Annotated in this window: 17 protein-coding genes and 1 tRNA gene; 15 read left to right on the forward strand and 3 right to left on the reverse strand. The window is 74.3% G+C overall.

The features are described from left to right. Nucleotides 1–110 precede the first annotated feature (110 nt). The 6 genes from trpB (at nt 111) to ACYVO2_RS23045 (ending at nt 10836) form a co-directional block, all read left to right on the forward strand. On the forward strand, nt 111–1367 hold the full coding sequence (gene trpB, locus ACYVO2_RS23020) for a tryptophan synthase subunit beta (protein WP_461009836.1): 1257 nt from the start codon (nt 111–113) through the stop codon (nt 1365–1367). Next, nucleotides 1364–2170 carry a tryptophan synthase subunit alpha gene (gene trpA, locus ACYVO2_RS23025; RefSeq protein WP_461009837.1) on the forward strand — a complete coding sequence of 269 codons (807 nt, stop codon included), beginning with the start codon at nt 1364–1366 and terminating at the stop codon, nt 2168–2170. The genes trpB and trpA overlap by 4 nt, the downstream gene beginning before the upstream one ends. 149 nt (nt 2171–2319) lie before the next feature. Continuing rightward, nucleotides 2320–3111 (forward strand): DsbA family protein, encoded by a 792-nt coding sequence (locus ACYVO2_RS23030; RefSeq protein WP_461009838.1) that lies wholly within the window; start codon nt 2320–2322, stop codon nt 3109–3111. A 156-nt stretch (nt 3112–3267) separates the two neighbouring features. Further along, a complete protein-coding gene (lgt, locus tag ACYVO2_RS23035; protein ID WP_461009839.1) occupies nt 3268–4329 on the forward strand; it encodes a prolipoprotein diacylglyceryl transferase in 1062 nt (353 codons plus the stop codon). A gap of 458 nt (nt 4330–4787) precedes the next feature. Next, nucleotides 4788–9383, forward strand: coding sequence for a glutamate synthase large subunit (gene gltB, locus ACYVO2_RS23040; RefSeq protein ID WP_461009865.1), 4596 nt, complete (start codon nt 4788–4790; stop codon nt 9381–9383). Beyond that, a complete protein-coding gene (locus ACYVO2_RS23045; protein ID WP_461009840.1) occupies nt 9376–10836 on the forward strand; it encodes a glutamate synthase subunit beta in 1461 nt (486 codons plus the stop codon). Before gltB ends, ACYVO2_RS23045 begins: the two co-directional genes overlap by 8 nt. A gap of 82 nt (nt 10837–10918) precedes the next feature. On the opposite strand, the gene ACYVO2_RS23050 is transcribed toward ACYVO2_RS23045, so the two are convergent. After that, on the reverse strand, nt 10919–12112 hold the full coding sequence (locus tag ACYVO2_RS23050) for a serpin family protein (RefSeq protein ID WP_461009841.1): 1194 nt from the start codon (nt 12110–12112) through the stop codon (nt 10919–10921). Nucleotides 12113–12240: 128 nt separating this feature from the next. On the opposite strand from ACYVO2_RS23050, the gene pepN reads away from it, so the two are divergent. The 8 genes from pepN to ACYVO2_RS23090 all read left to right on the forward strand — a co-directional run bounded on the left by pepN (nt 12241) and on the right by ACYVO2_RS23090 (nt 23580). Continuing rightward, nucleotides 12241–14715 carry an aminopeptidase N gene (gene pepN, locus ACYVO2_RS23055; protein WP_461009842.1) on the forward strand — a complete coding sequence of 825 codons (2475 nt, stop codon included), beginning with the start codon at nt 12241–12243 and terminating at the stop codon, nt 14713–14715. Between the two features lie 198 nt (nt 14716–14913). Further along, nucleotides 14914–16296, forward strand: coding sequence for a diaminobutyrate--2-oxoglutarate transaminase family protein (locus ACYVO2_RS23060; protein WP_461009843.1), 1383 nt, complete (start codon nt 14914–14916; stop codon nt 16294–16296). Then, complete coding sequence (locus ACYVO2_RS23065; protein WP_461009844.1) at nt 16293–17768, forward strand: pyridoxal phosphate-dependent decarboxylase family protein; 1476 nt, start codon at nt 16293–16295, stop codon at nt 17766–17768. The genes ACYVO2_RS23060 and ACYVO2_RS23065 overlap by 4 nt, the downstream gene beginning before the upstream one ends. Beyond that, nucleotides 17768–19189, forward strand: coding sequence for a lysine N(6)-hydroxylase/L-ornithine N(5)-oxygenase family protein (locus ACYVO2_RS23070; protein ID WP_461009845.1), 1422 nt, complete (start codon nt 17768–17770; stop codon nt 19187–19189). The genes ACYVO2_RS23065 and ACYVO2_RS23070 overlap by 1 nt, the downstream gene beginning before the upstream one ends. A gap of 147 nt (nt 19190–19336) precedes the next feature. Beyond that, nucleotides 19337–20122, forward strand: coding sequence for a putative protein N(5)-glutamine methyltransferase (locus ACYVO2_RS23075; protein ID WP_461009846.1), 786 nt, complete (start codon nt 19337–19339; stop codon nt 20120–20122). A gap of 238 nt (nt 20123–20360) precedes the next feature. Beyond that, nucleotides 20361–21152: an SIMPL domain-containing protein gene (locus ACYVO2_RS23080; protein ID WP_461009847.1), complete on the forward strand. Its 792-nt coding sequence runs from the start codon at nt 20361–20363 to the stop codon at nt 21150–21152. Nucleotides 21153–21260: 108 nt separating this feature from the next. Next, nucleotides 21261–22685 (forward strand): pyruvate kinase, encoded by a 1425-nt coding sequence (gene pyk / locus ACYVO2_RS23085; protein ID WP_461009848.1) that lies wholly within the window; start codon nt 21261–21263, stop codon nt 22683–22685. 85 nt (nt 22686–22770) lie between these two features. Next, nucleotides 22771–23580, forward strand: coding sequence for a 1-aminocyclopropane-1-carboxylate deaminase/D-cysteine desulfhydrase (locus ACYVO2_RS23090; protein ID WP_461009849.1), 810 nt, complete (start codon nt 22771–22773; stop codon nt 23578–23580). A gap of 3 nt (nt 23581–23583) precedes the next feature. Here ACYVO2_RS23090 and ACYVO2_RS23095 read toward each other — a convergent pair whose 3' ends face one another. Next, nucleotides 23584–24153 carry a hypothetical protein gene (locus tag ACYVO2_RS23095; protein WP_461009850.1) on the reverse strand — a complete coding sequence of 190 codons (570 nt, stop codon included), beginning with the start codon at nt 24151–24153 and terminating at the stop codon, nt 23584–23586. A gap of 295 nt (nt 24154–24448) precedes the next feature. Continuing rightward, a tRNA-Leu gene (locus tag ACYVO2_RS23100) sits at nt 24449–24521 on the reverse strand. A 136-nt stretch (nt 24522–24657) separates the two neighbouring features. Between ACYVO2_RS23100 and ACYVO2_RS23105 the strand changes: the two genes are divergently transcribed. Beyond that, nucleotides 24658–25302, forward strand: coding sequence for an ANTAR domain-containing response regulator (locus ACYVO2_RS23105; protein WP_461009851.1), 645 nt, complete (start codon nt 24658–24660; stop codon nt 25300–25302). The last annotated feature ends 140 nt before the right edge of the window (nt 25303–25442 follow it).

Here is a 25442-nt window from a genome sequence, read left to right on the forward strand (position 1 = left end):
GCTCCCGCGCGGGCCGCCGGGCGCGCCCCCTCGGGCGCACGCCCCGGCCGCCCGGCGCCAGGAGTCCCGACCGGACGACCGGATCCTCCCGAGAGGACCTCACAGCCGACATGCCCACGCACGAAACCCATCGGTTCTTCCTGCCCGACCCCGACGGCAGCGTCCCCACGGCCCGCGGCTGGTTCGGGCCGTTCGGCGGCAAGTTCGTCCCCGAAGCCCTGGTCGCCGCGATCGACCAGGTCGCCGAGGAGTACGAGAAGGCCAAGGCCGACCCCGCCTTCGCCGCCCGCCTGGACGAACTGCTCGCCGACTACACCGGCCGCCCCAGCGCGCTGACGGAGGTGCGCCGCTTCGCCGAGCACGCCGGCGGCGCCCGGATCTTCCTCAAGCGGGAGGACCTCAACCACACCGGCTCCCACAAGATCAACAATGTGCTCGGCCAGGCCCTGCTCACCCAGCGCATGGGCAAGACCCGCGTCATCGCCGAGACCGGCGCGGGCCAGCACGGCGTGGCCACCGCGACCGCCTGCGCCCTGCTGGACCTGGAGTGCGTCGTCTACATGGGCGAGGTGGACACCCGGCGCCAGGCGCTGAACGTCGCCCGGATGCGCATGCTGGGCGCCGAGGTGATTCCCGTGACCTCCGGCAGCCGCACCCTGAAGGACGCCATCAACGAGGCGTTCCGCGACTGGGTGGCCAACGTGGACGGCACCCACTACCTGCTCGGCACGGTCGCGGGCCCGCACCCGTTCCCGGCCATGGTCCGCGACTTCCACCGGGTGATCGGGGTGGAGGCCCGCCGCCAGATCCTCGAGCGCGCGGGCAGGCTCCCGGACGCCGCCGTGGCCTGCGTCGGCGGCGGCTCCAACGCCATCGGCCTGTTCCACGCGTTCCTGCCGGACACCGGCGTGCGCCTGGTCGGCTGCGAGGCGGGCGGGCACGGCGTGGACAGCGGCGAGCACGCGGCCACCCTCACCCAGGGCGACCCGGGGGTGCTGCACGGCTCGCGCTCCTACGTGCTCCAGGACGAGGACGGCCAGATCACCGAGCCGTACTCGATCTCCGCCGGGCTCGACTACCCCGGCATCGGCCCGGAGCACGCGTGGCTGAAGGACTCCGGGCGGGCCGAGTACCGCGCGGTCACCGACGCCGAGGCGATGGAGGCGCTGCGGCTGCTGTCCCGCACCGAGGGCATCATCCCGGCCATCGAGAGCGCCCACGCCCTGGCCGGCGCCCTGGCCCTGGGCCGGGAGCTGGGCCCGGACGCGCTGCTGCTGGTGAACCTCTCCGGCCGCGGCGACAAGGACATGGACACGGCCGCCCGCTACTTCGGCCTGTACGACACCCCGCAGGAGGGCGACCGATGAGCGTGGAGCAGTTGTCCGCCGTGCTGGCGAAGGCCGGGTCCGAGGGCCGGGCCGCGCTGGTGGGCTACCTGCCCGCCGGGTTCCCCACCGTCGACGGCGCGGTGCGCGCCGCCACCGCCATGGTCGAGGGCGGCTGCGACGTGGTGGAGATCGGCCTGCCGCACAGCGACCCGGTGCTGGACGGCCCCGTCATCCAGACCGCCGACGACATCGCGCTGAGCGGTGGGGTGCGCATCGCCGACGTGCTGCGCACGGTCGAGCGGGTGGCGGCCGCCGGGGCCCCGGTGCTGGTGATGACCTACTGGAACCCGGTGGACCGCTACGGCGTGGAGCGGTTCGCCGCGGACCTGGCCGCCGCCGGGGGAGCGGGCTGCATCCTGCCGGACCTGCCGGTGGAGGAGTCCGAGGAGTGGCGGAAGGCCGCCGAGCGGCACGGACTGGCCACGGTGTTCGTGGTGGCGCCGAGCAACCGGGACGACCGCCTGGCGCGGATCACCGCCGCCGGGTCCGGCTTCGTGTACGCCGCGTCGCTGATGGGCGTCACCGGCACCCGGGCCACCGTCGGGGAGCAGGCGGAGGACCTGGTGCGGCGCACCCGGGCCACCACCGGGCTGCCGGTGTGCGTCGGGCTCGGGGTGTCCAACGCCGAGCAGGCCGCCGAGGTGGCGGCGTTCGCCGACGGGGTGATCGTCGGCACGGCGTTCGTCAAGCGGCTGCTGGACGCGGACGGCATCGACGCGGGCGTCGCCGCCGTGCGGGAGCTGGCCGCCGATCTGGCCAGGGGCGTGCGCACCCGCCCGTAGCCGCCCGCGCGGGCACCCGCCCCACGGGCGCGGCAGGCCAAACACGAGGACGGACCGTATCCCCCGAAAGGGGTACGGTCCGTCCTTCGTTCGAGCGGCGCCGCCCCGCCGGGCGGTCCCGTGGCCGGGTGTGTCTCGTTCGTCAGGGGGTGAGCGAGAACAACCGAGAGGCAAGGCGCGCCGCCCGGGAGCGGCTGCGGGAGGAACAGCGCCGCGACGAGGCCAGGGCCAGGCGCAACCGGGGCATCGCCGTGGTCGGCGCGGCCGTGGCCGTGGTGGTGATCGCCGCCGCGGTCGGCACCCTGGTGGCGAACCGGGACGGCGGGGACGGCGGCGGCGGGGCCAACCGGTCGGCCGCGGCCCCCCGGGGCGCCACCGGCGACCCCAGGACGGTCATCCCCGTGGGCCCGGCCGACGCCAAGGCCGTGATCACCGTCTACGAGGACTTCCGCTGCCCCGCCTGCGGCCTGTTCGAGAAGCAGCTCGGCCCGACCGTCGCCGAGCTGACCGAGCAGGGCCGGGCCCGGGTGGACTACCACATCGTGTCGTTCATCGACGACAACATCCCGGGCAACGGCTCCAAGCGCGCCGCCAACGCCGCCGCCTGCGCGCAGGACGCCGGCGCCTTCCCCCGCTACCACGAGGTGCTGTACGCCAATCAGCCGCCGGAGTCGGACGACGCCTACGGGGACACCGGGCGGCTGATCGAGCTGGCCCGGCAGGTGCCCGCGCTGAAGGACAACGCGGGGTTCCGGCAGTGCGTGGAGCAGGACCGCTTCCGCGACTGGGTGGACCGGGTGCAGGAGGAGTTCGGCACGTCCGGCCACACCTCCACCCCGACCGTGCTGCTCGGTGACCGCAAGATCTACCCCGACCAGAACACCCCGCTCACCCCGGAGCGGCTGAGGTCACTGGTGGACCAGGCGAACAAGGGCGCCTGACCCCGGGCGCCCCCGCGGTGCCCCCGCTCACCCGGGCGGCGGACACCGCGGGGGCGCCAGCCGTCCTCCGCGGCCCTCGGCCGCACCGTTCGCGAGACACGCTCTCCGCCCCACTTTGGGACAGCGGCACCCGCGCAGGGTACGGTCGGTCCTGCCATGGACCTCGCATACATCCCCAGCCCTTCCGACAGCGCGATCCACCTCTGGGAGATCCCGCTGCGCGGCTACGCGTTCTGCATCATCGTCGGCCTCTTCGTGGCCATCTGGTACGGCAACCGGCGCTGGGTCGCCCGCGGCGGGCTGAGCGGCACGGTCGCCGACGTCGCCGTGTGGGCGGTGCCCTTCGGCCTCGTCGGCGGGCGCCTGTACCACGTCGTCACCACGCCCGAGCCGTACTTCGGCGACGACGGCAAACCGATGGACGCCGTCAAGATCTGGGAGGGCGGCCTCGGCATCTGGGGCGCGATCGCGCTCGGCGCGCTGGGGGCGTGGATCGCCTGCCGCCGCCGGGGCATCCCCTTCCTGGCGTACGCCGACGCCGTGGCGCCCGGCATCGCGCTGGCCCAGGCCATCGGCCGCTGGGGGAACTGGTTCAACCAGGAGCTGTACGGCAAGCCGACGGACGTGCCGTGGGCCGTGGAGATCGCCGAGAACAAGCGGCCCGCCGACAGCCTGGACGTGGCCACCTACCACCCGACGTTCCTGTACGAGTCGCTGTGGTGCGTGGGTCTGGCGCTGCTGGTGGTGTGGGCGGACCGCAGGTGGCGGATGGGGTACGGCCGGGCGTTCGCGGTGTACGTCGCCGGGTACACCGTCGGCCGGTTCTGGATCGAGTACATGCGCATCGACGACGCGCACCACTTCCTCGGCATGCGCCTGAACAACTGGACGTGCATCGTCGTCTTCCTCCTCGCGGTCGCCTTCTTCGTCCTGTCCGCCCGGCGGCACCCGGGCCGGGAGGCCGTGGTGGAGCCGGCGGCGGCGCGAGCGGCCGAGGCCGGTGGCGAGGGAACGGCGAACGCCGGACCGGAGAACGCCGGACCGGAGAACGGCGACGGCGGCCCCCGGGACGCCGCGCCCGGCGGCGAGGCCAACGGCGGCGGCGGGACCGGCGGCGCCCCGGGGAACCCGGAGCGCGAGGACGCGCCGGCGACCGCGTCCAACGGCGCCGGCGCGGCGGGCGGCGACGGGACCGGGCCCTCCGGCCCGCGGCCCTGACGGGCGGCACAGGACACGAACCGCGGCGACGGCCGCCTCCCCCTCGGCGGGGAGGCGGCCGTTCGCGTGTCCACCGGGGAATGACCCCTGCCTTCGGCACGTTGTTCGATGCGCCCGCCCGTCCGCCCCGGACACATCCCCGCAGCCCACGCGTACCGCTCCCGCCTCCCCCCGAGGTACGGCGGGATTTCGCTGGCACGGTGCTCGAACGTTACTTGTTTCACACTCGTTTCAAACCACGCCTCTCCGGGCATCAACCGTTGGCGCCCCGGGCATCGTCGCCCCTTTGCGCCACCGGCTGCGCCGTCCGCGTAGTCCACATGCTGGAACCGCGTATCCGCTTCTCGACACCGCGGTCATCATGTAACCTGCACGAAATCGCAGAGGGCCAACGTCGTCCCCATGCGCATGTCCTTAAAGCCAGCAAGGCATATGCCACGACGACGACGGGAGAGCCGATGCATTCCGCGTCCACGCACTCCGCTCCCGGCCGATTCCCCGGCCGGGACCACATGGACGGGCGCCCCGCCCCCCAAGGAATGTACGACCCCCGCTTCGAGCACGACGCCTGCGGCGTCGGCTTCGTGGCCCACCTCAGCGGAGAGGCCAGCCACGACCTCATCGAGCAGGCGCTGACCGTCCTGCGCAACCTGGAGCACCGCGGCGCCACCGGCTCCGACCCGGAGACCGGCGACGGCGCGGGCATCCTGCTCCAGGTCCCCGACGCGTTCCTGCGCGAGGCCGCGGGCTTCCCCCTGCCCGAGCCCGGCGCCTACGCCGTCGGCATCGCCTTCCTGCCGGTGGACGAGGCCGCGCACACCGCCGCCGTCCGGCAGATCGAGCAGATCGCCGCCGAGGAGAGGCTCACCGTCCTCGGCTGGCGCGAGGTCCCCGTCGCCCCCGACCTGCTGGGCGCCACCTCCCGCGCCACCATGCCCCGCTTCGCCCAGCTCTTCGTGGCGGACGCCGAGGGCCTGCGGCGCGGCATCGACCTGGACCGGATCGCGTTCGTGCTGCGCAAGCGCGCCGAGCGCGAGGCCGACGTCTACTTCGCCTCGCTGTCCGCGCGCACCATCACCTACAAGGGCATGCTGACCACCGGCCAGCTCGAGCCGTTCTTCCCGGACCTGTCCGACCGGCGGTTCGCCTCCGCGCTCGCCCTGGTCCACTCGCGGTTCTCCACCAACACCTTCCCGAGCTGGCCGCTCGCGCACCCGTACCGGTTCATCGCCCACAACGGCGAGATCAACACCGTCATCGGCAACCGCAACTGGATGCGCACCCGCGAGTCCCAGCTCGCCACCGGCCTCATCCCCGGCGACCTGGAGCGGATCTTCCCGATCTGCACCCCCGGCGCGTCGGACTCCGCGTCCTTCGACGAGGTCCTGGAGCTGCTGCACCTCGGCGGGCGCTCCCTGCCGCACAGCGTGCTGATGATGATCCCGGAGGCGTGGGAGAACCACGAGTCCATGGACCCGGCCCGCCGCGCCTTCTACCAGTACCACTCCACCCTGATGGAGCCCTGGGACGGCCCGGCCTGCGTCACCTTCACCGACGGCGCCCTCGTGGGCGCCGTGCTGGACCGCAACGGGCTGCGCCCCGGCCGCTACTGGGTCACCGACGACGGCCTGGTGGTGCTCTCCTCCGAGGTCGGCGTGCTCGACATCGACCCGGACCGGGTGGTCCGCAAGGGCCGCCTCCAGCCCGGCCGCATGTTCCTGGTGGACACCGCCGGGCACCGCATCGTCGAGGACGACGAGATCAAGGCCGAGCTCGCCGCCGAGTACCCGTACGCCGACTGGGTGGACGCCGGCATGATCCACCTGGACGAGCTGCCGGAGCGCGAGCACGTCGTCCACACCCACGCCTCCGTCAGCCGCCGCCAGCAGACCTTCGGCTACACCGAGGAGGAGCTGCGGGTCCTGCTCACCCCGATGGCCAGGAGCGGCGCCGAGCCCATCGGCTCCATGGGCACCGACACGCCCATCGCCGCCCTGTCCGACCGGCCCCGGCTGCTGTTCGACTACTTCACCCAGTTGTTCGCGCAGGTCACCAACCCGCCGCTGGACGCCATCCGCGAGGAGCTGGTCACCTCGCTGGTCTCCCAGGTCGGCCCGCAGGGCAACCTGCTCCAGCCCACCCCGGCGTCCTGCCGCAACGTCACCCTGCCGTTCCCGGTCATCGACAACGACGAGCTCGCCAAGCTCATCCACATCAACGCCGACGGCGACATGCCGGGCCTGGCCGCGGTCACCCTCTCCGGCCTGTACCGGGTCTCCGGCGGCGGCGCCGCCCTGGCCGCCCGGCTGGAGGAGATCTGCGCCGAGGCCGACACCGCGATCGCGAACGGCGCCCGGCTGATCGTGCTGTCCGACCGGCACTCCGACGCCGAGCACGCCCCGATCCCGTCGCTGCTGCTCACCTCCGCCGTGCACCACCACCTGATCCGCACCAAGCAGCGGGACAACGTGGGCCTGCTGGTGGAGGCGGGCGACGTGCGCGAGGTGCACCACGTCGCGCTGCTCGTCGGCTACGGCGCCGCCGCGGTCAACCCGTACCTGGCCATGGAGTCCGTGGAGGACCTGGTCCGCGAGGGCACCTTCCTCACCGGCGTCGAGCCGGAGCAGGCCATCAGGAACCTGATCAAGGCGCTGGGCAAGGGCGTGCTGAAGGTGATGTCCAAGATGGGCATCTCCACCGTCGCCTCCTACCGCGGCGCCCAGGTCTTCGAGGCCATAGGGCTCGAGCAGCGGTTCGTGGACCGTTACTTCCACGGCACCACCAGCAAGATCGGCGGCGTCGGCATCGACGTCGTCGCCGAGGAGGTCGCCGCCCGGCACGCCAAGGCGTACCCGTCCGACGGCATCTCCCCGGCGCACCGCCGCCTGGAGATCGGCGGCGAGTACCAGTGGCGCCGCGAGGGCGAGCCGCACCTGTTCGACCCGGAGACGGTCTTCCGCCTCCAGCACGCCACCCGCAGCCGCCGCTACGACATCTTCAAGCAGTACACGCAGCGGGTGGACGAGCAGTCGCGGCGCCTGATGACGCTGCGCGGCCTGTTCCGGTTCAAGGGCGGCGTGCGCGAGCCCGTCCCGATCGACGAGGTCGAGCCGGTCAGCGAGATCGTCAAGCGGTTCTCCACCGGCGCGATGTCCTACGGGTCCATCTCCCAGGAGGCCCACGAGACCCTCGCCATCGCCATGAACGAGCTGGGCGCCAAGTCCAACACCGGCGAGGGCGGCGAGGACCCCGACCGCCTGTACGACCCGCGGCGGCGCAGCGCCATCAAGCAGGTCGCCTCCGGCCGGTTCGGCGTGACCAGCGAGTACCTGGTCAACTCCGACGACATCCAGATCAAGATGGCCCAGGGCGCCAAGCCCGGCGAGGGCGGCCAACTGCCCGGGCACAAGGTCTACCCGTGGGTGGCCAGGACCCGGCACTCCACCCCCGGCGTCGGCCTGATCTCGCCGCCGCCGCACCACGACATCTACTCCATCGAGGACCTCGCGCAGCTCATCCACGACCTGAAGAACGCCAACCCCAGGGCCCGCGTCCATGTGAAGCTGGTCTCCGAGGTCGGCGTCGGCACGGTCGCGGCGGGCGTGTCCAAGGCCCACGCGGACGTCGTGCTCATCTCCGGGCACGACGGCGGCACCGGCGCCTCCCCGCTCACCTCGCTCAAGCACGCGGGCGGCCCCTGGGAGCTCGGCCTGGCCGAGACCCAGCAGACGCTGCTGCTCAACGGGCTGCGCGACCGCATCGTGGTGCAGACCGACGGCCAGCTCAAGACCGGCCGCGACGTGGTGATCGCCGCGCTGCTCGGCGCCGAGGAGTTCGGCTTCGCCACCGCGCCGCTGGTGGTCTCCGGCTGCGTGATGATGCGCGTGTGCCACCTGGACACCTGCCCGGTCGGCATCGCCACCCAGAACCCGGTGCTGCGCGAGCGGTTCACCGGCAAGCCCGAGTTCGTCGTCAACTTCTTCGAGTTCATCGCCGAGGAGGTGCGCGAGCTCCTGGCGCAGTTGGGCTTCCGCTCCATCGACGAGGCCGTCGGCCACGCCGAGCTGATCGACGTCGGACAGGCCGTGGACCACTGGAAGGCGCAGGGCCTGGACCTCGCCCCGCTGCTGCACGTCCCCGACCTGCCCGAGGGCACCGCCAGGCACCGCGTCACCGAGCAGGACCACGGTCTGGCCAAGGCGCTCGACAACGAGCTGATCCGCCTCGCCGCCGACGCGCTGGCCGCGCCGACCGCCGAGGAGGCCCAGCCGGTCCGCGCCCAGGTGGCCATCCGCAACATCAACCGCACCGTCGGCACCATGCTCGGCCACGAGGTCACCCGCAGGTTCGGCGGCGCCGGCCTGCCGGACGACACCATCGACATCACCTTCACCGGGGCGGCCGGCCAGTCCTTCGGCGCGTTCGTGCCGCGCGGGGTCACCCTGCGCCTGGAGGGCGACGCCAACGACTACGTCGGCAAGGGCCTGTCCGGCGGCCGGATCGTGGTGCGGCCCGACCGGCGCGCCGACCACCTGGCCGAGTACTCCGTCATCGCGGGCAACACCCTCGCCTACGGCGCCACCGGCGGCGAGATGTTCCTGCGCGGCCGGGTCGGCGAGCGGTTCTGCGTGCGCAACTCCGGCGCCACCGTGGTGGCCGAGGGCGTGGGCGACCACGGCTGCGAGTACATGACCGGCGGCCGCGCCGTCGTCCTGGGCGAGACCGGCCGCAACTTCGCGGCGGGCATGTCCGGGGGCATCGCGTTCGTCGTCGACCTGGACCCGGCGAACGTCAACCCCGGCCTGGTCGGGACGGAGGAGCCCGACGCGGAGGACCGCCGGTGGCTGCACGACGTGGTGCGGCGCCACCACGAGGAGACCGGCTCCACCGTCGCCGAGGCGCTCCTCGCCGACTGGGAGAACGCCGTCCGGCGCTTCTCCAAGATCATTCCCCATGACTACAAGGCAGTGCTCGCCGCCAAGGACGCCGCCGAGCAGGCCGGGCTCTCCGAGTCCGAGACCGTTGCGAAGATGATGGAGGCGGCACATGGCTGACCCGAAGGGATTCCTGACCACCGGGCGTCAGCTCTGCGACCGGCGCCCGGTCGGCGAACGCGTGCGGGACTGGAACGAGGTCTACGTCCCCGGCGGGCTGCTGCCGATCATCAGCAAGCAGGCGGGCCGCTGCATGGACTGCGGCATCCCGTTCTGCCACCAGGGCTGCCCGCTGGGCAACATCATCCCCGAGTGGAACGACCTGGTGTGGCGCGACGACTGGAAGGCCGCCGCCGAGCGCCTGCACGCCACCAACAACTTCCCGGAGTTCACCGGGCGGCTGTGCCCCGCGCCGTGCGAGAGCGCGTGCGTGCTCGGCATCAACCAGGACCCGGTGACCATCAAGAACGTCGAGGTCGCCATCATCGACCGGGCGTGGGAGAGCGGCGACGTCACCCCGCAGCCCCCGGAGCGCCTGTCCGGCAAGACCGTCGCCGTCATCGGCTCGGGCCCGGCGGGCCTGGCCGCCGCCCAGCAGCTCACCCGGGCCGGGCACACCGTCGCGGTGTACGAGCGGGCCGACCGGATCGGCGGGCTGCTGCGGTACGGGATCCCCGAGTTCAAGATGGAGAAGCGCCACCTGAACCGGCGCATCGAGCAGATGCGGGCGGAGGGCACCAAGTTCCGCACCGGCGTGGCGGTCGGCACCGACATCACCGCCGACGCGCTGCGCAGGCGGTACGACGCGGTGGTCATCGCGGCCGGCGCCACCCAGGCCCGCGACCTGCCGGTGCCCGGCCGCGAGCTCAAGGGCGTCCACCAGGCGATGGAGTACCTGCCGCTGGCCAACAAGGTCCAGGAGGGCGACTACGTCACCGCCCCGATCTCGGCCGAGGGCAAGCACGTGGTGGTCATCGGCGGCGGCGACACCGGCGCGGACTGCGTCGGCACCGCGCACCGGCAGGGCGCGGCGTCCGTCACCCAACTGGAGATCATGCCGCGGCCCACCGACGAGCGCCCGGCGCACCAGCCCTGGCCGACGTACCCGATGACGTACAAGGTCACCTCCGCGCACGAGGAGGGCGGCGAGCGCGTCTACTCGGTGTCCACCACCCACTTCGAGGGCGACGAGGACGGCAACGTCCAGAAGCTGCACTTGGTCGAGGTGGAGTTCAGGGACGGCAGGTTCGAGCCGGTGCCCGGCAGCGAGCGCGGCATCCCCGCCCAGCTCGTCACCCTCGCCATGGGCTTCACCGGGCCCGAGCGCGGCAACGGCCTGGTCGACCAGCTCGGCCTGGAGCTGGACGCGCGGGGCAACGTGGCCCGCGACGAGGACTTCGCCACCAACGTGGACGGGGTGTTCGTGGCGGGGGACGCGGGCCGCGGCCAGTCCCTGATCGTGTGGGCCATCGCCGAGGGCCGCGCCGCCGCCGCGGCGGTCGACCGGTACCTCACCGGCGAGACGGCCCTGCCGTCCCCGGTCCGCCCGACGGACCGCCCGCTGACCGTCTGAGCCCCGCCCACCACAGGGCACGCGTCCGCGGCGCCCGCCCCACCTCCGGTGCGGGCGGGCGCCGCGGTCGCGTCCGTGCCCCTCAGCGCCCCGCCCGGCCCGGATCCGTCCACTCCGGCGGGTCGGACGGGCCCCGCGGGCCGTTCGGGGCCGTGGCCTGCCAGGCGGCGAACAGCGGGACCGTGCCCGTGCCGTCCAGGACGACGATGCCGAAGGGGCGGTCGAACGACAGCGTCAGGTACCGGCGGCGCACCGGCGCGCTGCCCGCCGCCATCGGCACCATCGTCACCGCGGCGGCCTCCACCCCCTCCTCCGCCACCGTCAGCACCGCCTCCTGCACCACCTGGTCGATCCTCAGCGGCTCCGGGGACAGCAGCGAGAAGTCCGCCGCGCCGGACGCCGCCAGCTCCACCCCGAGCTCCGGAAGCTGCTGCGTCACCTCGATCAGCGACCGCAGCGAGAGCCGCGGCAGCCTCAGCAGCACCACGTCGGCCCGCGCCGGGCCGCCCGCCGCCCGCGGCGCCCACGCCGCGGGCAGCACCTCGGACGCCGTCGCGTCCGGCGCCCCCAGCGCGAACCGCACCCGGACCGGCTCGCCCGCGCCCTCGCGGCGGCAGCGCAGCTCCACCACCGCAGTGCGGCCCTGGTACCAGGCGTCGCCCGGCGGCAGCGACCTGGACATCGTCGGCACCCGGGACCGCGCCCCGGAGGCGTCGGTGAACGGCGCGGGCGCGGTCAGCCGCGCCGGGAACGGCTCCGCCCAGCGGCCCTTGAGCGCCAGCGCGTTCACCAGCAGCAGCAGCGTCCCGGGCGACGGCCGCACCGGCAGCCGTTCGATCAGCCCGCCCGTCGCGCGGGCCACCCAGGCGTCCACGCCGCCGGGGCCGGCCGGGTCCAGCGGCCCGAACCCCACCCGGGGCAGCGCCTCGCGGAACTCCCGGTACACCGGCACTCCGCTCCACACCCCGGTGGCCACCGCCAGCGCGTCCGTGGCGCCGAGCGCGTCCGCGGCCGCGGTCACGGCGCGGGCCGCCTCCGGCCCCGCGACCCCCACGGCGTCCCGCAGCTCCCGCGCGGTCCCGCCCCGCGCGCCCGCGGCCACGGCGGCGAGCGCCAGCCACAGCCCGGCGGGCGAGCACACCAGGTCCGCCCCCGGCGCGTCCCGCTCGGCCAGGGGCAGCCACCGCCCGGCCAGCGCGGTGATCGCGGGGGCGTGTCCGGCCAGGGCCGCGCCCCCCGGCGGGCCGGGCGGCGCGGAAGGCTGCGCGAACTCCATGCGCGGGAGCTTACGCACCCGGCGCCCGACGGCGGCAGCGATCCGCCGAAACGATCCCTCGACCCGTGCGGCGCCCCGGCACAGCGGGCGCGGTGTGGAGGGGGCACCTCATGAGGCAGCATGTGCCCATGGCTGTACTGACCCGCGCCGAGGCGGAGGCACGCGCCCGGATCCTCGATGTCCGCTCCTACTCGCTCGACCTCGACCTCACCGACTGCGCCGGCGGCGAGAGCTTCCGCTGCGTCACCACGGTGCGGTTCGCCTGCTCCGAGCCGGGAGCGGAGACCTTCGTGGAGCTCGCCCCCGCCGCGCTGCGCCGGGCGGTGCTCAACGGCCGGGAGCTCGACCCCGCCGCGCTGAAGGACGGCCGCCTGCCGCTGCCCGGCCTGGCCGCGGACAACGAACTGCTCCTCGACGCCGACATGGCCTGCTCCCGCACCGGAGAGGGCATGCACCGCTTCACCGACCCCGTCGACGGCGAGGTCTACCTGTACGGCCTGTGCGGCCTCGACGACGCCCGGCGCGTCTTCCCCGGCTTCCACCAGCCCGACCTGAAGGCCGCCTTCCACCTCACCGTCACCGCGCCGCCCGCCTGGACCGTGCTCGGCAACAGCACCGGGGAGCGCACCACGGCCGGCCGCTGGGAATTCACGCCCACCCCGCGCATCAGCCCGTACCTGTTCACCGTCGTCGCCGGCCCCTACCACTCCGTCACCGCGGAGCACGACGGCATCCCGCTCGGCCTGCACTGCCGCCGCTCCCTCGCCCCCCACCTGGAGGACGACTGCGCGGAGATCCTCGACATCACCCGGCGCTGCTTCGACCGCTACCACCGGATCTTCGCCGAGCGCTACCCGTTCGGCGCCTACCACCAGGCGTTCGTGCCCGAGTTCCCCTGGGGCGCAGTGGAGAACCCCGGCTGCGTCACCTTCCGCGAGGACTACCTGTTCCGCTCCGCCGTCACCGACGTCCAGCGCGAGCAGCGCGCCGTCGTCATCGCCCACGAGATGGCCCACATGTGGTTCGGCGACCTGGTCACCATGCGCTGGTGGGACGACCTGTGGCTGAACGAGTCCTTCGCCGAGTACATGGGGCACCGCGTCACCGCCGAGGCCACCCGCTTCACCGACGTGTGGACCAGCTTCGGGGTGCGGCGCAAGACCTGGGGCTACGACGCCGACCAGCGCTCCACCACCCACCCCGTCGCCCCCGAGCGGATCGACGACACCGCGCAGGCCATGGAGAACTTCGACGGCATCTCCTACGCCAAGGGCGCCGCGGCGCTGCGCCAACTGGTGGCCTGGCTCGGCGACGAGGCGTTCCTCGCTGGCCTCAACGAGTACGTCACCCGGCACCGCTTCGGCAACGCCACCCTCGACGACTTCCTGTCCGCCCTCACCGCCGCGGGCGGCCGCGACGCCCACGACTGGGCCGAGCGCTGGCTGCGCACCACCGGCGTGGACACCCTGCGCCCCGAGCCGGACGGCGGCCCCGTGCTGCGCCCGCACCGCGTCGCCGTCGGCCTGTACGAGCGCGCGGACTCCGGCGGCCTCCACCTGCGCGAGCGGCTGTCCCTCGACATCGAGCCCGGACCGCCGGCCGCCGTCGCCCTGCCCGCGGGCCGCACCCCCGACCTGGCGCTGCTCAACGACGGCGACCTCACCTACGCCAAGGTCCGCCTGGACGCCCGCTCCTGGCGCACCGTCGTCACCTCGCTCGGCGACGTCCCCGACCCGCTGTCCCGCTCCGTGCTGTGGAACGCCGCCCGCGACATGGTCCGCGACGGCGAGCTGCCCGCCGTCGCCTTCCTCGAACTCGTCGCCCGCCACCTGCCGGGCGAGCGGTCCGTCGCCGTCGTGGAGGGCGTGCTGGACTTCGCCCGCGAGCAGATCGCCGACCGCCACCTGCCGCCCGAGCGCCGCGCCGACGCCCTCACCGCGCTCGGCGGGGTCTGCCGCCAGATACTGCGCCGCACCGAGGACGGCTCCGACCCGGGCCTGCGGCTGACCGCCGTGCGCGGCACCATCGCCTGCGCCCAGGGCCCCCGCGCCGCCGCCGAGCTGGCCGACTGGCTCGACGCCGACGAGGTGCCCGGCGGCCCCGTCCTGGACCCCGCGCTGCGCTGGAAGGCCCTGCTGCGGCTGTGCGTGCTCGGCGAGGCGGACGACAAGCGCGTCACCGCCGAACTCGACCGCGACCCCAGCGCCACCGGCCACGAGGGCGCCGCCCGCTGCCGGGCCGCGCTGCCCGACCCCAAGGCCAAGCACGACGCGTGGCAGGCGCTGTTCCACTCCGACGACCTGTCGAACTACCTGATGGCCGCGGTCGGCGCGGGGTTCTGGCAGCCGGAGCAGGCCGAGCTGCTCGCACCCTGGGTGCCGCGGTTCTTCGCCGACGCCCCCGCCGCCGCCCGCCGCCGCGGGGCCGCCGCCGCCCGGGTGCTGGGGCAGCACGCCTTCCCGCTGCACGCCGTCACCCCCGAGGTGCTGCGCGCGGGCGAGGAGTGCCTGGCCGGCGACGTGCCGCCGGCGCTGCGCCGCAGGCTCGCCGACCAGTTGGACGACCTGCGCCGCGTCCTGCACGCCCGCCGGGCCGCGGGCTGACGCCGAGCCGGGGCCGGCGCGGTGCGCGACCCGCGCCGCGCCCGGCGCGCCCGGCGCGCCCGGGAGCCCAACCACCCACGGACACAAGCGAGTTAGGCTAACCTAACCTCGGTCCGGGTGCGGAACGTGCCCGAGCCGCTGCGGTGGGTGCCGCGCCGCGCCACCCGGCCCCTGCACAGACGACCGAAGGGCACGCCCATGCCGACCTCGTCCGTCGACCTCCGCGACCCGGGCGCCGACCTCCCCGCCCCACGCGACCTGCGCGCCAGGCTGCTGGAGCGGCAACGGCACCGCGAATCCGCGGCCAGGACGTACGCGACGACCCTCCCCGTCGCCCCGGTGCACGCCCGGGGCGCGGTCGTCACCGGCGCGGACGGACGCACCTACCTCGACTGCCTGGCCGGCGCCGGCACCCTCGCCCTCGGCCACAACCACCCCGCCGTCACCAGCGCCCTCCAGGCCGCCCTCGCCTCCGGCGCCCCCCTGCACACCCTCGACATGATCACCCCGCAGAAGGACGCGTTCACCGACGAGCTGCTGCGCCGACTCCCCGGTGACCTGCGCGACAACGCCAAGCTGCACTTCTGCGGCCCCGCCGGCACCGACGCCGTGGAAGCCGCCCTCAAGCTCGCCCGCCACGCCACCGGCCGCCGCGGCGTCGTCGCCTTCACCGGCGCCTACCACGGCATGACCCTCGGCGCCTGCGCCGTCTCCGGGCCCACCGCCATGAGCGGCACCTCGCCCGCCGACGCCGTCCCCGTCACCCGGCTGCCCTACCCCTACGGCTACCGCTGCCCGTTCGGCGTCGGCGCCGAACGGGCCGGGCAACTGTCCGCCCGCCTGCTGGAGAGCCTGCTCACCGACCCCAGCAGCGGCGTGCCCGCCCCCGCCGCCGTCATCCTGGAGGTCGTGCAGGGCGAGGGCGGCGTCGTCGAGGGCCCCGACAGTTGGCTGCGCGAGATCCGCCGCGTCACCGCCGCCCACGGCGTGCCGCTGGTCGTGGACGAGATCCAGACCGGCATCGGCCGCACCGGCCACTTCTGGGCCTGCGAACGCGCCGGAATCACCCCCGACATCCTCGTCACCTCCAAGGCCCTCGGCGGCGGACTGCCGCTGGCCCTCATCGCCTACCGGCCCGAACTCGACACCTGGCAGCCCGGCCAGCACACCGGCACCTTCCGCGGCAACACCCTCGCCATGATCGCCGGAGAGATCACCCTGCGCACCGTCGCCACCGAACGGCTCGACGCCCGCGCCGCCGACCTCGGCGAACGCCTCCGCCGCGAACTGCGCCGCCTCGCCGCCGACCACCCCTGCCTCGGCGAGGTCCGCGGCCGCGGCCTGATGATCGGCGCGGAGATCGTGGACCCCGCCGGCACCCCCGACGCCCTCGGCTCCCTGCCCGCAGACCCCGCCCGCGCCCGCGCCCTGCGCGCCGCCTGCCTCGACCGCGGCCTGATGCTCGAACTCGGCGGGCGCGACGACACCGTGCTGCGCCTGCTGCCCCCGCTCACCCTCACCGACGACCAGGCCGACTCCGTCGTCGAACGCCTCGCCGCCGCGCTGGAGCACCTCGCGTGAACGCCCCCTCCGGCATACCCGCCGACACCCTCGCCGGGGGGCCGGGCGGGCTCGCCGCGCTGCGCCGCCTCGCCTCCGCCGCCCTCGACGCGATCGCCGAGGGCGCGGCGGAGCGCGGCGGCCCCCTGCCCCCCGGCGGGCCCGACGCCGTCGCCCGGCGGGTCCGCGCCGCCGCCACCCCCGTCCTGCCCGACCACGGCGCCGGCGCCGAGGTGTCCCTGCGCGCCCTCGTCCACGCGCTCGCCCTCGGCGCCGCCGACCCCGCCGACCCCGCCTGCGCCGCCCACCTGCACTGCCCGCCGCTGGCCGTCGCCGCCGCGGCCGACCTCGCCGCCAGCGCCCTCAACCCCTCCCTCGACTCCTGGGACCAGGCCCCGGCCGCCACCGCGCTCGAAGCCGAGACCACCGCCGCCCTCGCCGCCCTGGTCCACCCCGGCGCACCCGCCGCCGACGCCCTGATCACCAGCGGCGGCACCGAGTCCAACCTGCTCGGCCTGCTCCTCGCCCGCGAACGCGCCCGCGCCCGCGGCGCCGCCACCGTCCGGGTGCTGCGCGGCGCCACCGCCCACCACAGCGTGCACCGCGCCGCCTGGACCCTCGGCCTGCCCGACCCCGTCACCGTGGACTGCCCCGGCGGACGCCTGTCGCCCGCCGCCCTGGACCGGGCCCTGACCGCCCTCCCCGCCGGCCCGCCCGCCCTCGTCGTCGCCACCGCCGGCACCACCGACGAAGGGCTCGTCGACCCGCTGCCGGAGATCGCCGCCGTCGCCGCCCGCCACGGCGCCGAACTCCACATCGACGCCGCCTACGGCGGCCCGCTGCTGTTCAGCCCCCGCCTCGCCCCCCTCCTCGACGGGCTGCGCGCCGCCGTCACCGTCGGCATGGACCTGCACAAACTCGGCTGGCAGCCGATCGCCGCGGGCAGCCTCGTCGCCGCCGACCGAGCCGTGCTCGCCCCCCTGGCCACCCGCGCCGACTACCTCAACGCCGACGACGACACCGACGCCGGCCTGCCCGACCTGCTCGGCCGCTCCCTGCGCACCTCCCGGCGCGCCGACACCCTCAAGATCGCCGTCACCCTGCGCGCCCTCGGCCGCGACGGCCTCGCCCGCCTGGTCGAGGCGTGCGTCGACCGCGCCCACGACCTCGCCGCCCGCGTGGACGCCCACCCCGCGCTGCGCCGCCGCCCCGGCGCGATCGGCATCAGCACCGTCCTGTTCCGGCCCACCGCCGCCGACGCCCTGCCGCCACCCGAGGGCGACACCCTCGTCGCCGGCATCAGGCGCCGGCTGCTCACCGAGGGGCGCACCGTCCTCGGCCGGGCCACCGCAGCCGACCACGACGGCCGCCCCCGGCTGTGGCTCAAGGCCACCCTGCTCCACCCGCACGCCGCAGGCAGCGACCTCGACCGGCTGCTCACCGACGTCGCCGAGGCCGTCGCACACGCAACCGCCGCCACCGGAGGCCCGTGATGACCCGCGCGTCCACCGCCCCGCTCGACCTGCTGGGCATAGGCATCGGCCCGTTCAACCTCTCCCTGGCCGCCCTCGCCGACGGCGTCCCCGGCCTGCGCGCCGCCTTCCTCGACCGGCGCCCCCGCTTCCACTGGCACCCCGGCCTGCTCATCGACGGCACCACCCTCCAAGTGCCGTTCCTCGCCGACCTGGTCACCCTCGTGGACCCCACCAGCCCCTGGACCTTCCTCAACCACCTCAGGCACCGCCGGCGGCTGTTCCCCTTCTACTTCGCCGAGCGCTTCCACATCGACCGCGCCGAGTACGACGCCTACTGCCGCTGGGTCAGCGAGAACCTCCCCGGCTGCCACTTCGGCCACCACGTGCGCGAGGTCCACTGGGACCCGGACGCCGCCGCCTTCCGGGCCCGCGTCACCCGGGACGACGGCACCGGCGGCGAAGGCGCCCCCATCGAACTCACCGCCCGCCACCTCGTCCTCGGCATCGGCACCGCCCCCCACGTTCCCGAACCCCTGCGCCCCCTCGCCGACGACCCCGCCGCCCCCGTGTGGCACTCCGCCGACTACCTCGCCCGGCGCGCCGAACTCCTCGCCGCCCCCCACGTCACCGTCGTCGGCGCCGGCCAGTCGGGCGCCGAGGTGCTGCTCGACCTGCTGCGCGCCCGCCGGCGCGGGCACGAGGCCCTGACCTGGCTCGCCCGCACCCCCGCCTTCGCCCCCATGGAGTACTCCAAGCTGGGCCTGGAGCACTTCACCCCCGACTACACCCGCTACTTCCACGCCCTGCCCCAGGACGAGCGCGACCGGCTGCTGCCCGCCCAGTGGCAGCTCTACAAGGCCGTCAGCGCCGACACCCTCGGCGACATCCACGACGAGCTGTACCGGCGCACCCTCGACGGCGGCTGGCCCGACGTCGTCCTCACCCCCGGCGTCACCGTCACCGGAGCCCGCCGCGACGGCGGCCGCCTCCACCTCACCGTCGAACACGGCGAGCAGCGCAGGCGCGCCACCCTCACCACCGACGCCGTCGTCCTCGCCACCGGCTACCGCGAACGCCCCCTCGACACCCTGCTCGCCCCCCTCGAACCCCACCTGCTGCGCGACGACGCGGGACGGCCCCGCATCGACCACGCCCACCGCATGCGGTTCGCGCCCCCCGTCACCGGATCGGTGTTCGTGCAGAACGCCGAACGGCACACCCACGGCGTCGGCGCCCCCGACCTCGGCCTCGCCGCCTGGCGCTCCGCCGTCATCCTCAACACCGCCACCGGCCGCACCGTCCACCCCCTGCCCGACCGCACCGCCTTCACCACCTTCGGCCTCCCGGATCCCGCGCCGGACCGCGACGGCACCGCGCACGACCCCGCGCACGAGGCGCCGACACGAGGCGCCGACATGAGGCGGCGGCGCATGAGGTAATGTGTGCGCCCCCGCAACACCACGTCACGGTCGAGGAGGTGAGCCCCATCAACGCCATGTCAGGCAGGGCGCTCCCGCCCCGGGAACCCGCCGCCCACCGCGCGTAGGCGGACGGAAGAGCGCCCTTCGGCACCCCGAAAGGCCCTCATGTCCGCACCATTGACCCCCGCCTCCCTCGTCCGCAGGCTCCGCGCCGCCGGCTGCGTCTTCGCCGAGGACGAGGCCCGGATCCTGCTCGCCGCCGCCCGCACCCCCGGCGAACTCGCCGCCCTGGCCGAGCGCCGTGCCTCCGGCACCCCCCTGGAACACCTCGTCGGCTGGGCCGGGTTCCACGGCCTGCGCGTCGCCGTCGACCCCGGCGTGTTCGTGCCCCGCCGCCGCAGCGAGTTCCTCGTCGACCACGCCGCCGCCCTCGCCCCGCCCGCCCCCGTCGTCGTCGACCTGTGCTGCGGCTCCGGCGCGCTCAGCGCCGCCCTGGCCGCCGTGGTGCGCCCCGCCGAACTCCACGCCGGCGACATCGACCCCGCCGCCGTGCGCTGCGCCCGCCGCAACCTCGCCCCCGCGGGCGGTCTCGTCCACCGGGGCGACCTGTTCCGGGCCCTCCCGCACGACCTGCGCGGACGCGTGGACGTCCTGCTCGCCAACGTCCCCTACGTGCCCACCGGCGACCTCCCGCTGCTGCCTTGCGAGGCCCGCGACCACGAGGCGAGGACGGCCCTCGACGGGGGCCCCGACGGCCTCGCGGTGCTGCGCCGCGTCGCCGCCGAGGCCGGCTCCTGGCTCGCCCCCGGCGGCACCCTGCTCACCGAGACCGGCGCCCACCAGGCCGACGCCGCCGCGGCCACCCTCGCCCGCCACGGCCTGCTCCCCGGTATCGCCCACCGGCCCGACCTGGACGCCACCGTCGTCACCGGCACCCGGCCCGCTCCCTGACCCCGCCCGGCCTCGCGCCCGGCCCGGTCCGCCCACGAGGCCGGACAAGGAATCCTGGTACAGCGCGGTCACAGTGGGTATGGGAACAGTACGGCAACGAACACGAAGCGTAGGGAAAGCGGAACGGCGGACCACCGGACCGAAACCCGCTTCGACTGCCGGCCCGCACCGTCCCACCACCCGCACCCCCGCACACCGGGGACGACCGCGCCCCCGCACCGCCACCCAGGAGACCGCGATGACCACACCGCCCACGCCCCCCTTCCCCGGCCCGCCCCCGCCGCTGCCCGAACCCCCCGGCCGACCGCGCGTCCCCCCGCTGCCCATGCCGCCCATACTCCCCACCCCCTTCGGCACCGCCGACGAGCCCCGCCTCACCGTCCGGGGCGAGGCCGTCGTCGAGGCCGAGCCCGAACTGGCCACCGTCCGCGTCACCGTCGGCGCCCGCGGCCGGGACCGCCGCGCCACCCTGGACGAGCTCGGCCGCCGCAACAACGCCGTCCTGGACCTGCTGCAACGCCATACCGAGGCCGTGGAACGGCTCGACACCAGCGCCTTCACCGTCACCCCCGAACTGGCCGACCGCCGCGGCGAGAAGGTGCGCGCCCACCGCGGCCGCGTCCTGATCCGCGTCACCCTCACCGACTTCGCCGCCCTCGGCGAACTCGCCACCCGCATCGCCGACCTCGACCTCACCCGCGTCGACGGCCCCTGGTGGTCCCTGCGGCACGACTCGCCCGTCCACCGCGAGGCCCGCCGGCGGGCCGTCCACGAGGCCGTGCAGCGCGCCCGCGAGTACGCCGAGGCGCTCGGCGCCGAACTGAGGGCCCTGCTCGAACTCGCCGACACGGACACCGCCCCGGCAGGCCGGGGCGGCGGTCCTGAACTCGCCGCCTTCGCCCACCGCTCAGCCGCCGGAGCCGAGGAAACCGTCCCGCTCCGGCTGGAACCGGAGATCCAGACCGTGTCCGCGCAGGTGACCGCGCAGTTCACCATCACCAGACCGGACCTGGGCCCGCGCCGCGCCTGAGCGTCGAGCCCAGGCGCGGTCGAGTTGTGGCAAAGCCTTCACCGCAAAGCCACTTCGGGGACCGCCGTCACCTGGGCCGTACCAACGAGTAGCACCTAGGCTCGAGTTATGCGCCGAGCGAAGATCGTTTGTACTCTGGGGCCCGCCACCGACTCCTACGACCAGATCCGTGCGCTGGTCGAGGCCGGTATGGACGTGGCCCGCTTCAACCTCAGCCACGGCTCCCACGCCGAGCACGAGGAACGCTACCGCCGGGTACGCAAGGCGTCCGAGGAGTCGGGCCGCAGCGTCGGCGTCCTCGTCGACCTTCAGGGCCCGAAGATCCGCCTGGGTCACTTCGCCGAAGGTCCTGTACTCCTTGAACGCGGCGACGAGTTCACCATCACCGTCGAGGACGTCGCGGGCGACCGCCACATGTGCGGCACCACCTACAAGGGACTCGCGGGCGACGTCACCAGGGGCGAGCGCATCCTGGTGGACGACGGCCGCGTCACCCTCGAGGTCACCGACATCGAAGGCCCCCGCGTGCACACCATGGTCATCGAGGGCGGCATGGTCTCCGACCACAAGGGGCTCAACCTCCCCGGCGTCGCCGTCAGCGTCCCCGCCCTGTCCGAGAAGGACATCGAGGACCTGCGCTGGGCCCTGCGCGTGCGCGCCGACCTCGTCGCCCTGTCCTTCGTCCGCTCGGCGCGCGACGCCGACGACGTCCACCGGATCATGCGCGAGGAGGGCTACACCGTCCCCGTCATCGCCAAGATCGAGAAGCCGCAGGCGGTGGAGAACCTCGAGGAGATCGTCGCCGCCTTCGACGGGATCATGGTCGCCCGCGGCGACCTCGGCGTCGAGATGCCGCTGGAGAAGGTGCCCCTGGTCCAGAAGCGCGCCGTCAAGCTGGCCCGGCGCAACGCCAAGCCGGTCATCGTCGCCACCCAGATGCTCGACTCCATGATCGGCTCCTCCCGGCCCACCCGCGCCGAGGCGTCCGACGTGGCCAACGCCGTCCTGGACGGCACCGACGCGGTGATGCTCTCCGGCGAGACCTCCGTCGGCAAGTACCCCGTCGAGACGGTCAAGACCATGGCCCGCATCGTCGCCGCCGCCGAGGAGGAGATCCTCGCCAAGGGCCTGCCGCCGCTGACCCAGAACAACAAGCCGCGCACCCAGGGCGGCGCGGTCGCCCGGGCCGCCGCGGAGATGGGCGACTACCTCGGCGCGAAGTACCTCATCGCGTTCACCAAGTCCGGCGACACCGCCCGCCGCCTGTCCCGCTACCGCTCGCCCATCCCCGTCCTCGCCTTCAGCCCCGAGGCCGCCACCCGCAACCAGCTCTCCCTGACCTGGGGCGTGGAGACCTTCCTCGGCCCGCTCGCCTCCAACACCGACGAGATGGTCGAGCAGGTGGACGCCGAGCTGCTGAAGATCGGCCGCTGCCGGGAGGGCGACCTGGTGATCATCACCGCCGGTTCACCGCCCGGGGCCCCCGGCTCCACCAACCTGGTGCGCGTCCACCACATCGCGGAAGAACACTGACGCGACCGCCGACGCCGCGCCGACGCCACAGGCCGCCGCCCCACCGCACAGGGTCGGCGGCCTTCCCGTGCCTACCCTTGACCCCGTGCTGCTGGAAGACCCCCGCCTGGACGCCGCCGGAGTGCGCGTCCACCTCGTCCACGACGACAACAAGGCCCGCAAGCTCAAGTACAACCTCGCCGGCGCGAGGGCCGCGGGCCACCACACCCTGCTCACCTTCGGCGGCGCCTGGTCCAACCACCTCCGCGCCACCGCCGTCGCGGGCGCCCGCGAGGGCTTCCGGACGATCGGCGTCGTCCGGGGCGAGGAGCACCTGCCCCTGAACGAGGTCCTGGCCGAGGCCGCGGCCCACGGCATGCACCTGACCTACCTGGACCGCGCCGCCTACCGCCGCAAGCACACCCCGGAGGTCATCGCCGCCCTCCACGCCGAGCACGGCGACTTCCACCTCCTCCCGGAAGGCGGCAGCAACGCGGCCGCGGCACGCGGCTGCGCCGAGCTCCCCGCCGCCCTCGACTTCCCCTACACCGTCCTGACCTGCGCCGTCGGCACCGGAGGCACCCTGGCCGGGGTGGCGGCCGGCCTGCCGCCCGGCGCGCGGGCCGTGGGCTTCGTCGTCCTCAAGGGCGCCGAGTACCTCGCCGAAGCCATCCGCGCCCTCCAACACGAGGCCTTCGGCACCGCGACCCCCAACTGGACCCTCGACCACACCCACCACCACGGCGGCTACGCGAAGCGCACGGCGGCCCTGGACGCTTTCGTCGAGGACTTCCACACCCGCCACGGCATCGCCCTGAACCCCGTCTACGAGGCCAAGATGATGACCGGCGTGTACGCCCGCGCGGCCTCGGGGGAGTTCCCGAAGGGAACGACCGTCGCGGCGCTGCTGGTGTGAGGCTCAGTACTTGGGCCCGACGTGCTCGTCCATCAGACGGACGGAGTCGCGGCGGGCGACGGAGACGTTGCGGGTGCCCTTGGCCCGGCGGACGGTCGTCCGCCACTCCACGCCCACCTTGTCGAGGGTGTCGCAGAACAGGCGCGTGATGTCCGGCGACTTGTTGGTGAAGAAGTAGCGCGGGTAGTCGTACCGCTTGGGCTCCTTGCCGACGACCCTTGTCGTCCAGTTGACGACCCTGGAGCCGTCGGAGTGCACCAGCCCTCTGATCAGTTGCCAGGGGTGTCCGTCCACGATTCCCTGCTGCCACGGTTCCAGCAGGATCGGGCGTGCGTGCTTCCTGCCGGGTCCGTGCTGAGGGAAGTAGCACGGCCAGTGCCTGCTGGACGACGACACGAAGGTGCAGCCGCCGTGCGCCACCCGGAACACCCTGTTCTCCGGACGCACCGCCCGCACCGCGCGGGCGCATTCCTCCATCAGGCCGGGCCACTCGTCGCAGCAGGCGATGCGCAGGACGAACGAGCCTCGCCGGCCCTCGCTGATGCAGCCGTCACCGAGATAGAGCCCGAGCAAGTACGCGTAATCGCCCGCGGCACCGGGTGGCGCGGCCGGGACGGCGCACCTGGGGCAGTCCGCGGAGGTGCGTCGCCGCAACGGTTCGGCACGAGTGGTCCAGGACCGGACGGCCGCACGGGAGACTCCGGTCATCCTGCTCACGGAGTTCAGGCTGTGGCCCTGCTCGACCAGCCGAAGGGCGTTGCGCCGGGTAGCGAGGTCGTACATGCGGCCGAGCCTGGTACGGCGAGGCCGACCGCGCGGGGGATCGGCCCGCGATTCACCTGTCTGGCTGAACGCGGTGAGTGTGGAGTGCCCTGGGTGGGATTCGAACCCACACTTGCGGTGGTTTGAGCACCGTTCCTCTGCCTTTGGGATACCAGGGCATAGTATGCGCTTGATGTCCGTTTTGGACGCCCCGCGCGTCGATCACGTCAGAAGTTTAGCGGCCCAGGGGGCGAATTCGCGATCGCCCTGCGCTCGGTACCCTCGTCACTGAGACCTGCCAGCCCGAGGAGACCCGTGAGCACCCCCCAGCCCGTCGAGGAGCCGTCGCACGTTCCGCCGAAGATCACGCGTGTCGTCATCGCCGAGGACGAGGCGCTCATCCGGCTCGACCTCAAGGAGATGCTCGAGGAGGAGGGCTACCTCGTCGTCGGCGAGGCCGGGGACGGCGAGTCCGCCGTCGGGCTCGCCGAGGAGCTCCGCCCCGACCTGGTGATCCTCGACGTGAAGATGCCCGTCCTGGACGGCATCTCCGCCGCCGAGCGCATCGCCAAGGCGCGGATCGCCCCCGTGTTGATGCTCACCGCCTTCTCCCAGCGCGAGCTGGTCGAGCGGGCCCGCGACGCCGGCGCGATGGCCTATCTGGTGAAGCCGTTCAGCAAGGGCGACCTGGTCCCGGCCATCGAGATGGCCGTCTCCCGGTACACCGAGCTCACCGCGCTGGAGTCGGAGGTCAAGGACCTCGCCCAGCGCCTGCACACCCGCAAGCTGGTGGACCGGGCGAAGAGCGTCCTCCAGACCAGGTACGGCCTGAGCGAGCCCGCCGCCTTCCGCTGGATACAGAAGACCTCGATGGACCGCAGGCTCACCATGCAGGCCGTCGCCGAGGCGGTCATCGCCGAGGGCGAGTCCGCCTCGAACAAGGGTGCCGCGACGGACTGAGCCGGACCGCGTCGAGCGTTCCGCGAGCGCTCCGGGCCGCCTGTCCCATATGGTGAGAACCGGCGCCCGAGCCCTGGAGGGCCCCGCCGTTCGGCGGCCTCCGCCCCTTCCGTCCCTCACGCCTCCTCACGTGCGGGGAG

The organism is Streptomyces capparidis, assembly GCF_054782095.1.

Coding starts and splice junctions, on each gene's coding strand:
- trpA (WP_461009837.1), top strand. CDS start 1,364: ATGAGCGTGGAGCAGTTGTCCGCCGTGCTGGCGAAGGCCGGGTCCGAG.
- gltB (WP_461009865.1), top strand. CDS start 4,788: ATGCATTCCGCGTCCACGCACTCCGCTCCCGGCCGATTCCCCGGCCGG.
- pyk (WP_461009848.1), top strand. CDS start 21,261: ATGCGCCGAGCGAAGATCGTTTGTACTCTGGGGCCCGCCACCGACTCC.
- ACYVO2_RS23075 (WP_461009846.1), top strand. CDS start 19,337: ATGTCCGCACCATTGACCCCCGCCTCCCTCGTCCGCAGGCTCCGCGCC.
- trpB (WP_461009836.1), top strand. CDS start 111: ATGCCCACGCACGAAACCCATCGGTTCTTCCTGCCCGACCCCGACGGC.
- ACYVO2_RS23060 (WP_461009843.1), top strand. CDS start 14,914: ATGCCGACCTCGTCCGTCGACCTCCGCGACCCGGGCGCCGACCTCCCC.
- ACYVO2_RS23045 (WP_461009840.1), top strand. CDS start 9,376: ATGGCTGACCCGAAGGGATTCCTGACCACCGGGCGTCAGCTCTGCGAC.
- lgt (WP_461009839.1), top strand. CDS start 3,268: ATGGACCTCGCATACATCCCCAGCCCTTCCGACAGCGCGATCCACCTC.
- pepN (WP_461009842.1), top strand. CDS start 12,241: ATGGCTGTACTGACCCGCGCCGAGGCGGAGGCACGCGCCCGGATCCTC.
- ACYVO2_RS23070 (WP_461009845.1), top strand. CDS start 17,768: ATGACCCGCGCGTCCACCGCCCCGCTCGACCTGCTGGGCATAGGCATC.
- ACYVO2_RS23080 (WP_461009847.1), top strand. CDS start 20,361: ATGACCACACCGCCCACGCCCCCCTTCCCCGGCCCGCCCCCGCCGCTG.
- ACYVO2_RS23050 (WP_461009841.1), bottom strand. CDS start 12,112: ATGGAGTTCGCGCAGCCTTCCGCGCCGCCCGGCCCGCCGGGGGGCGCG.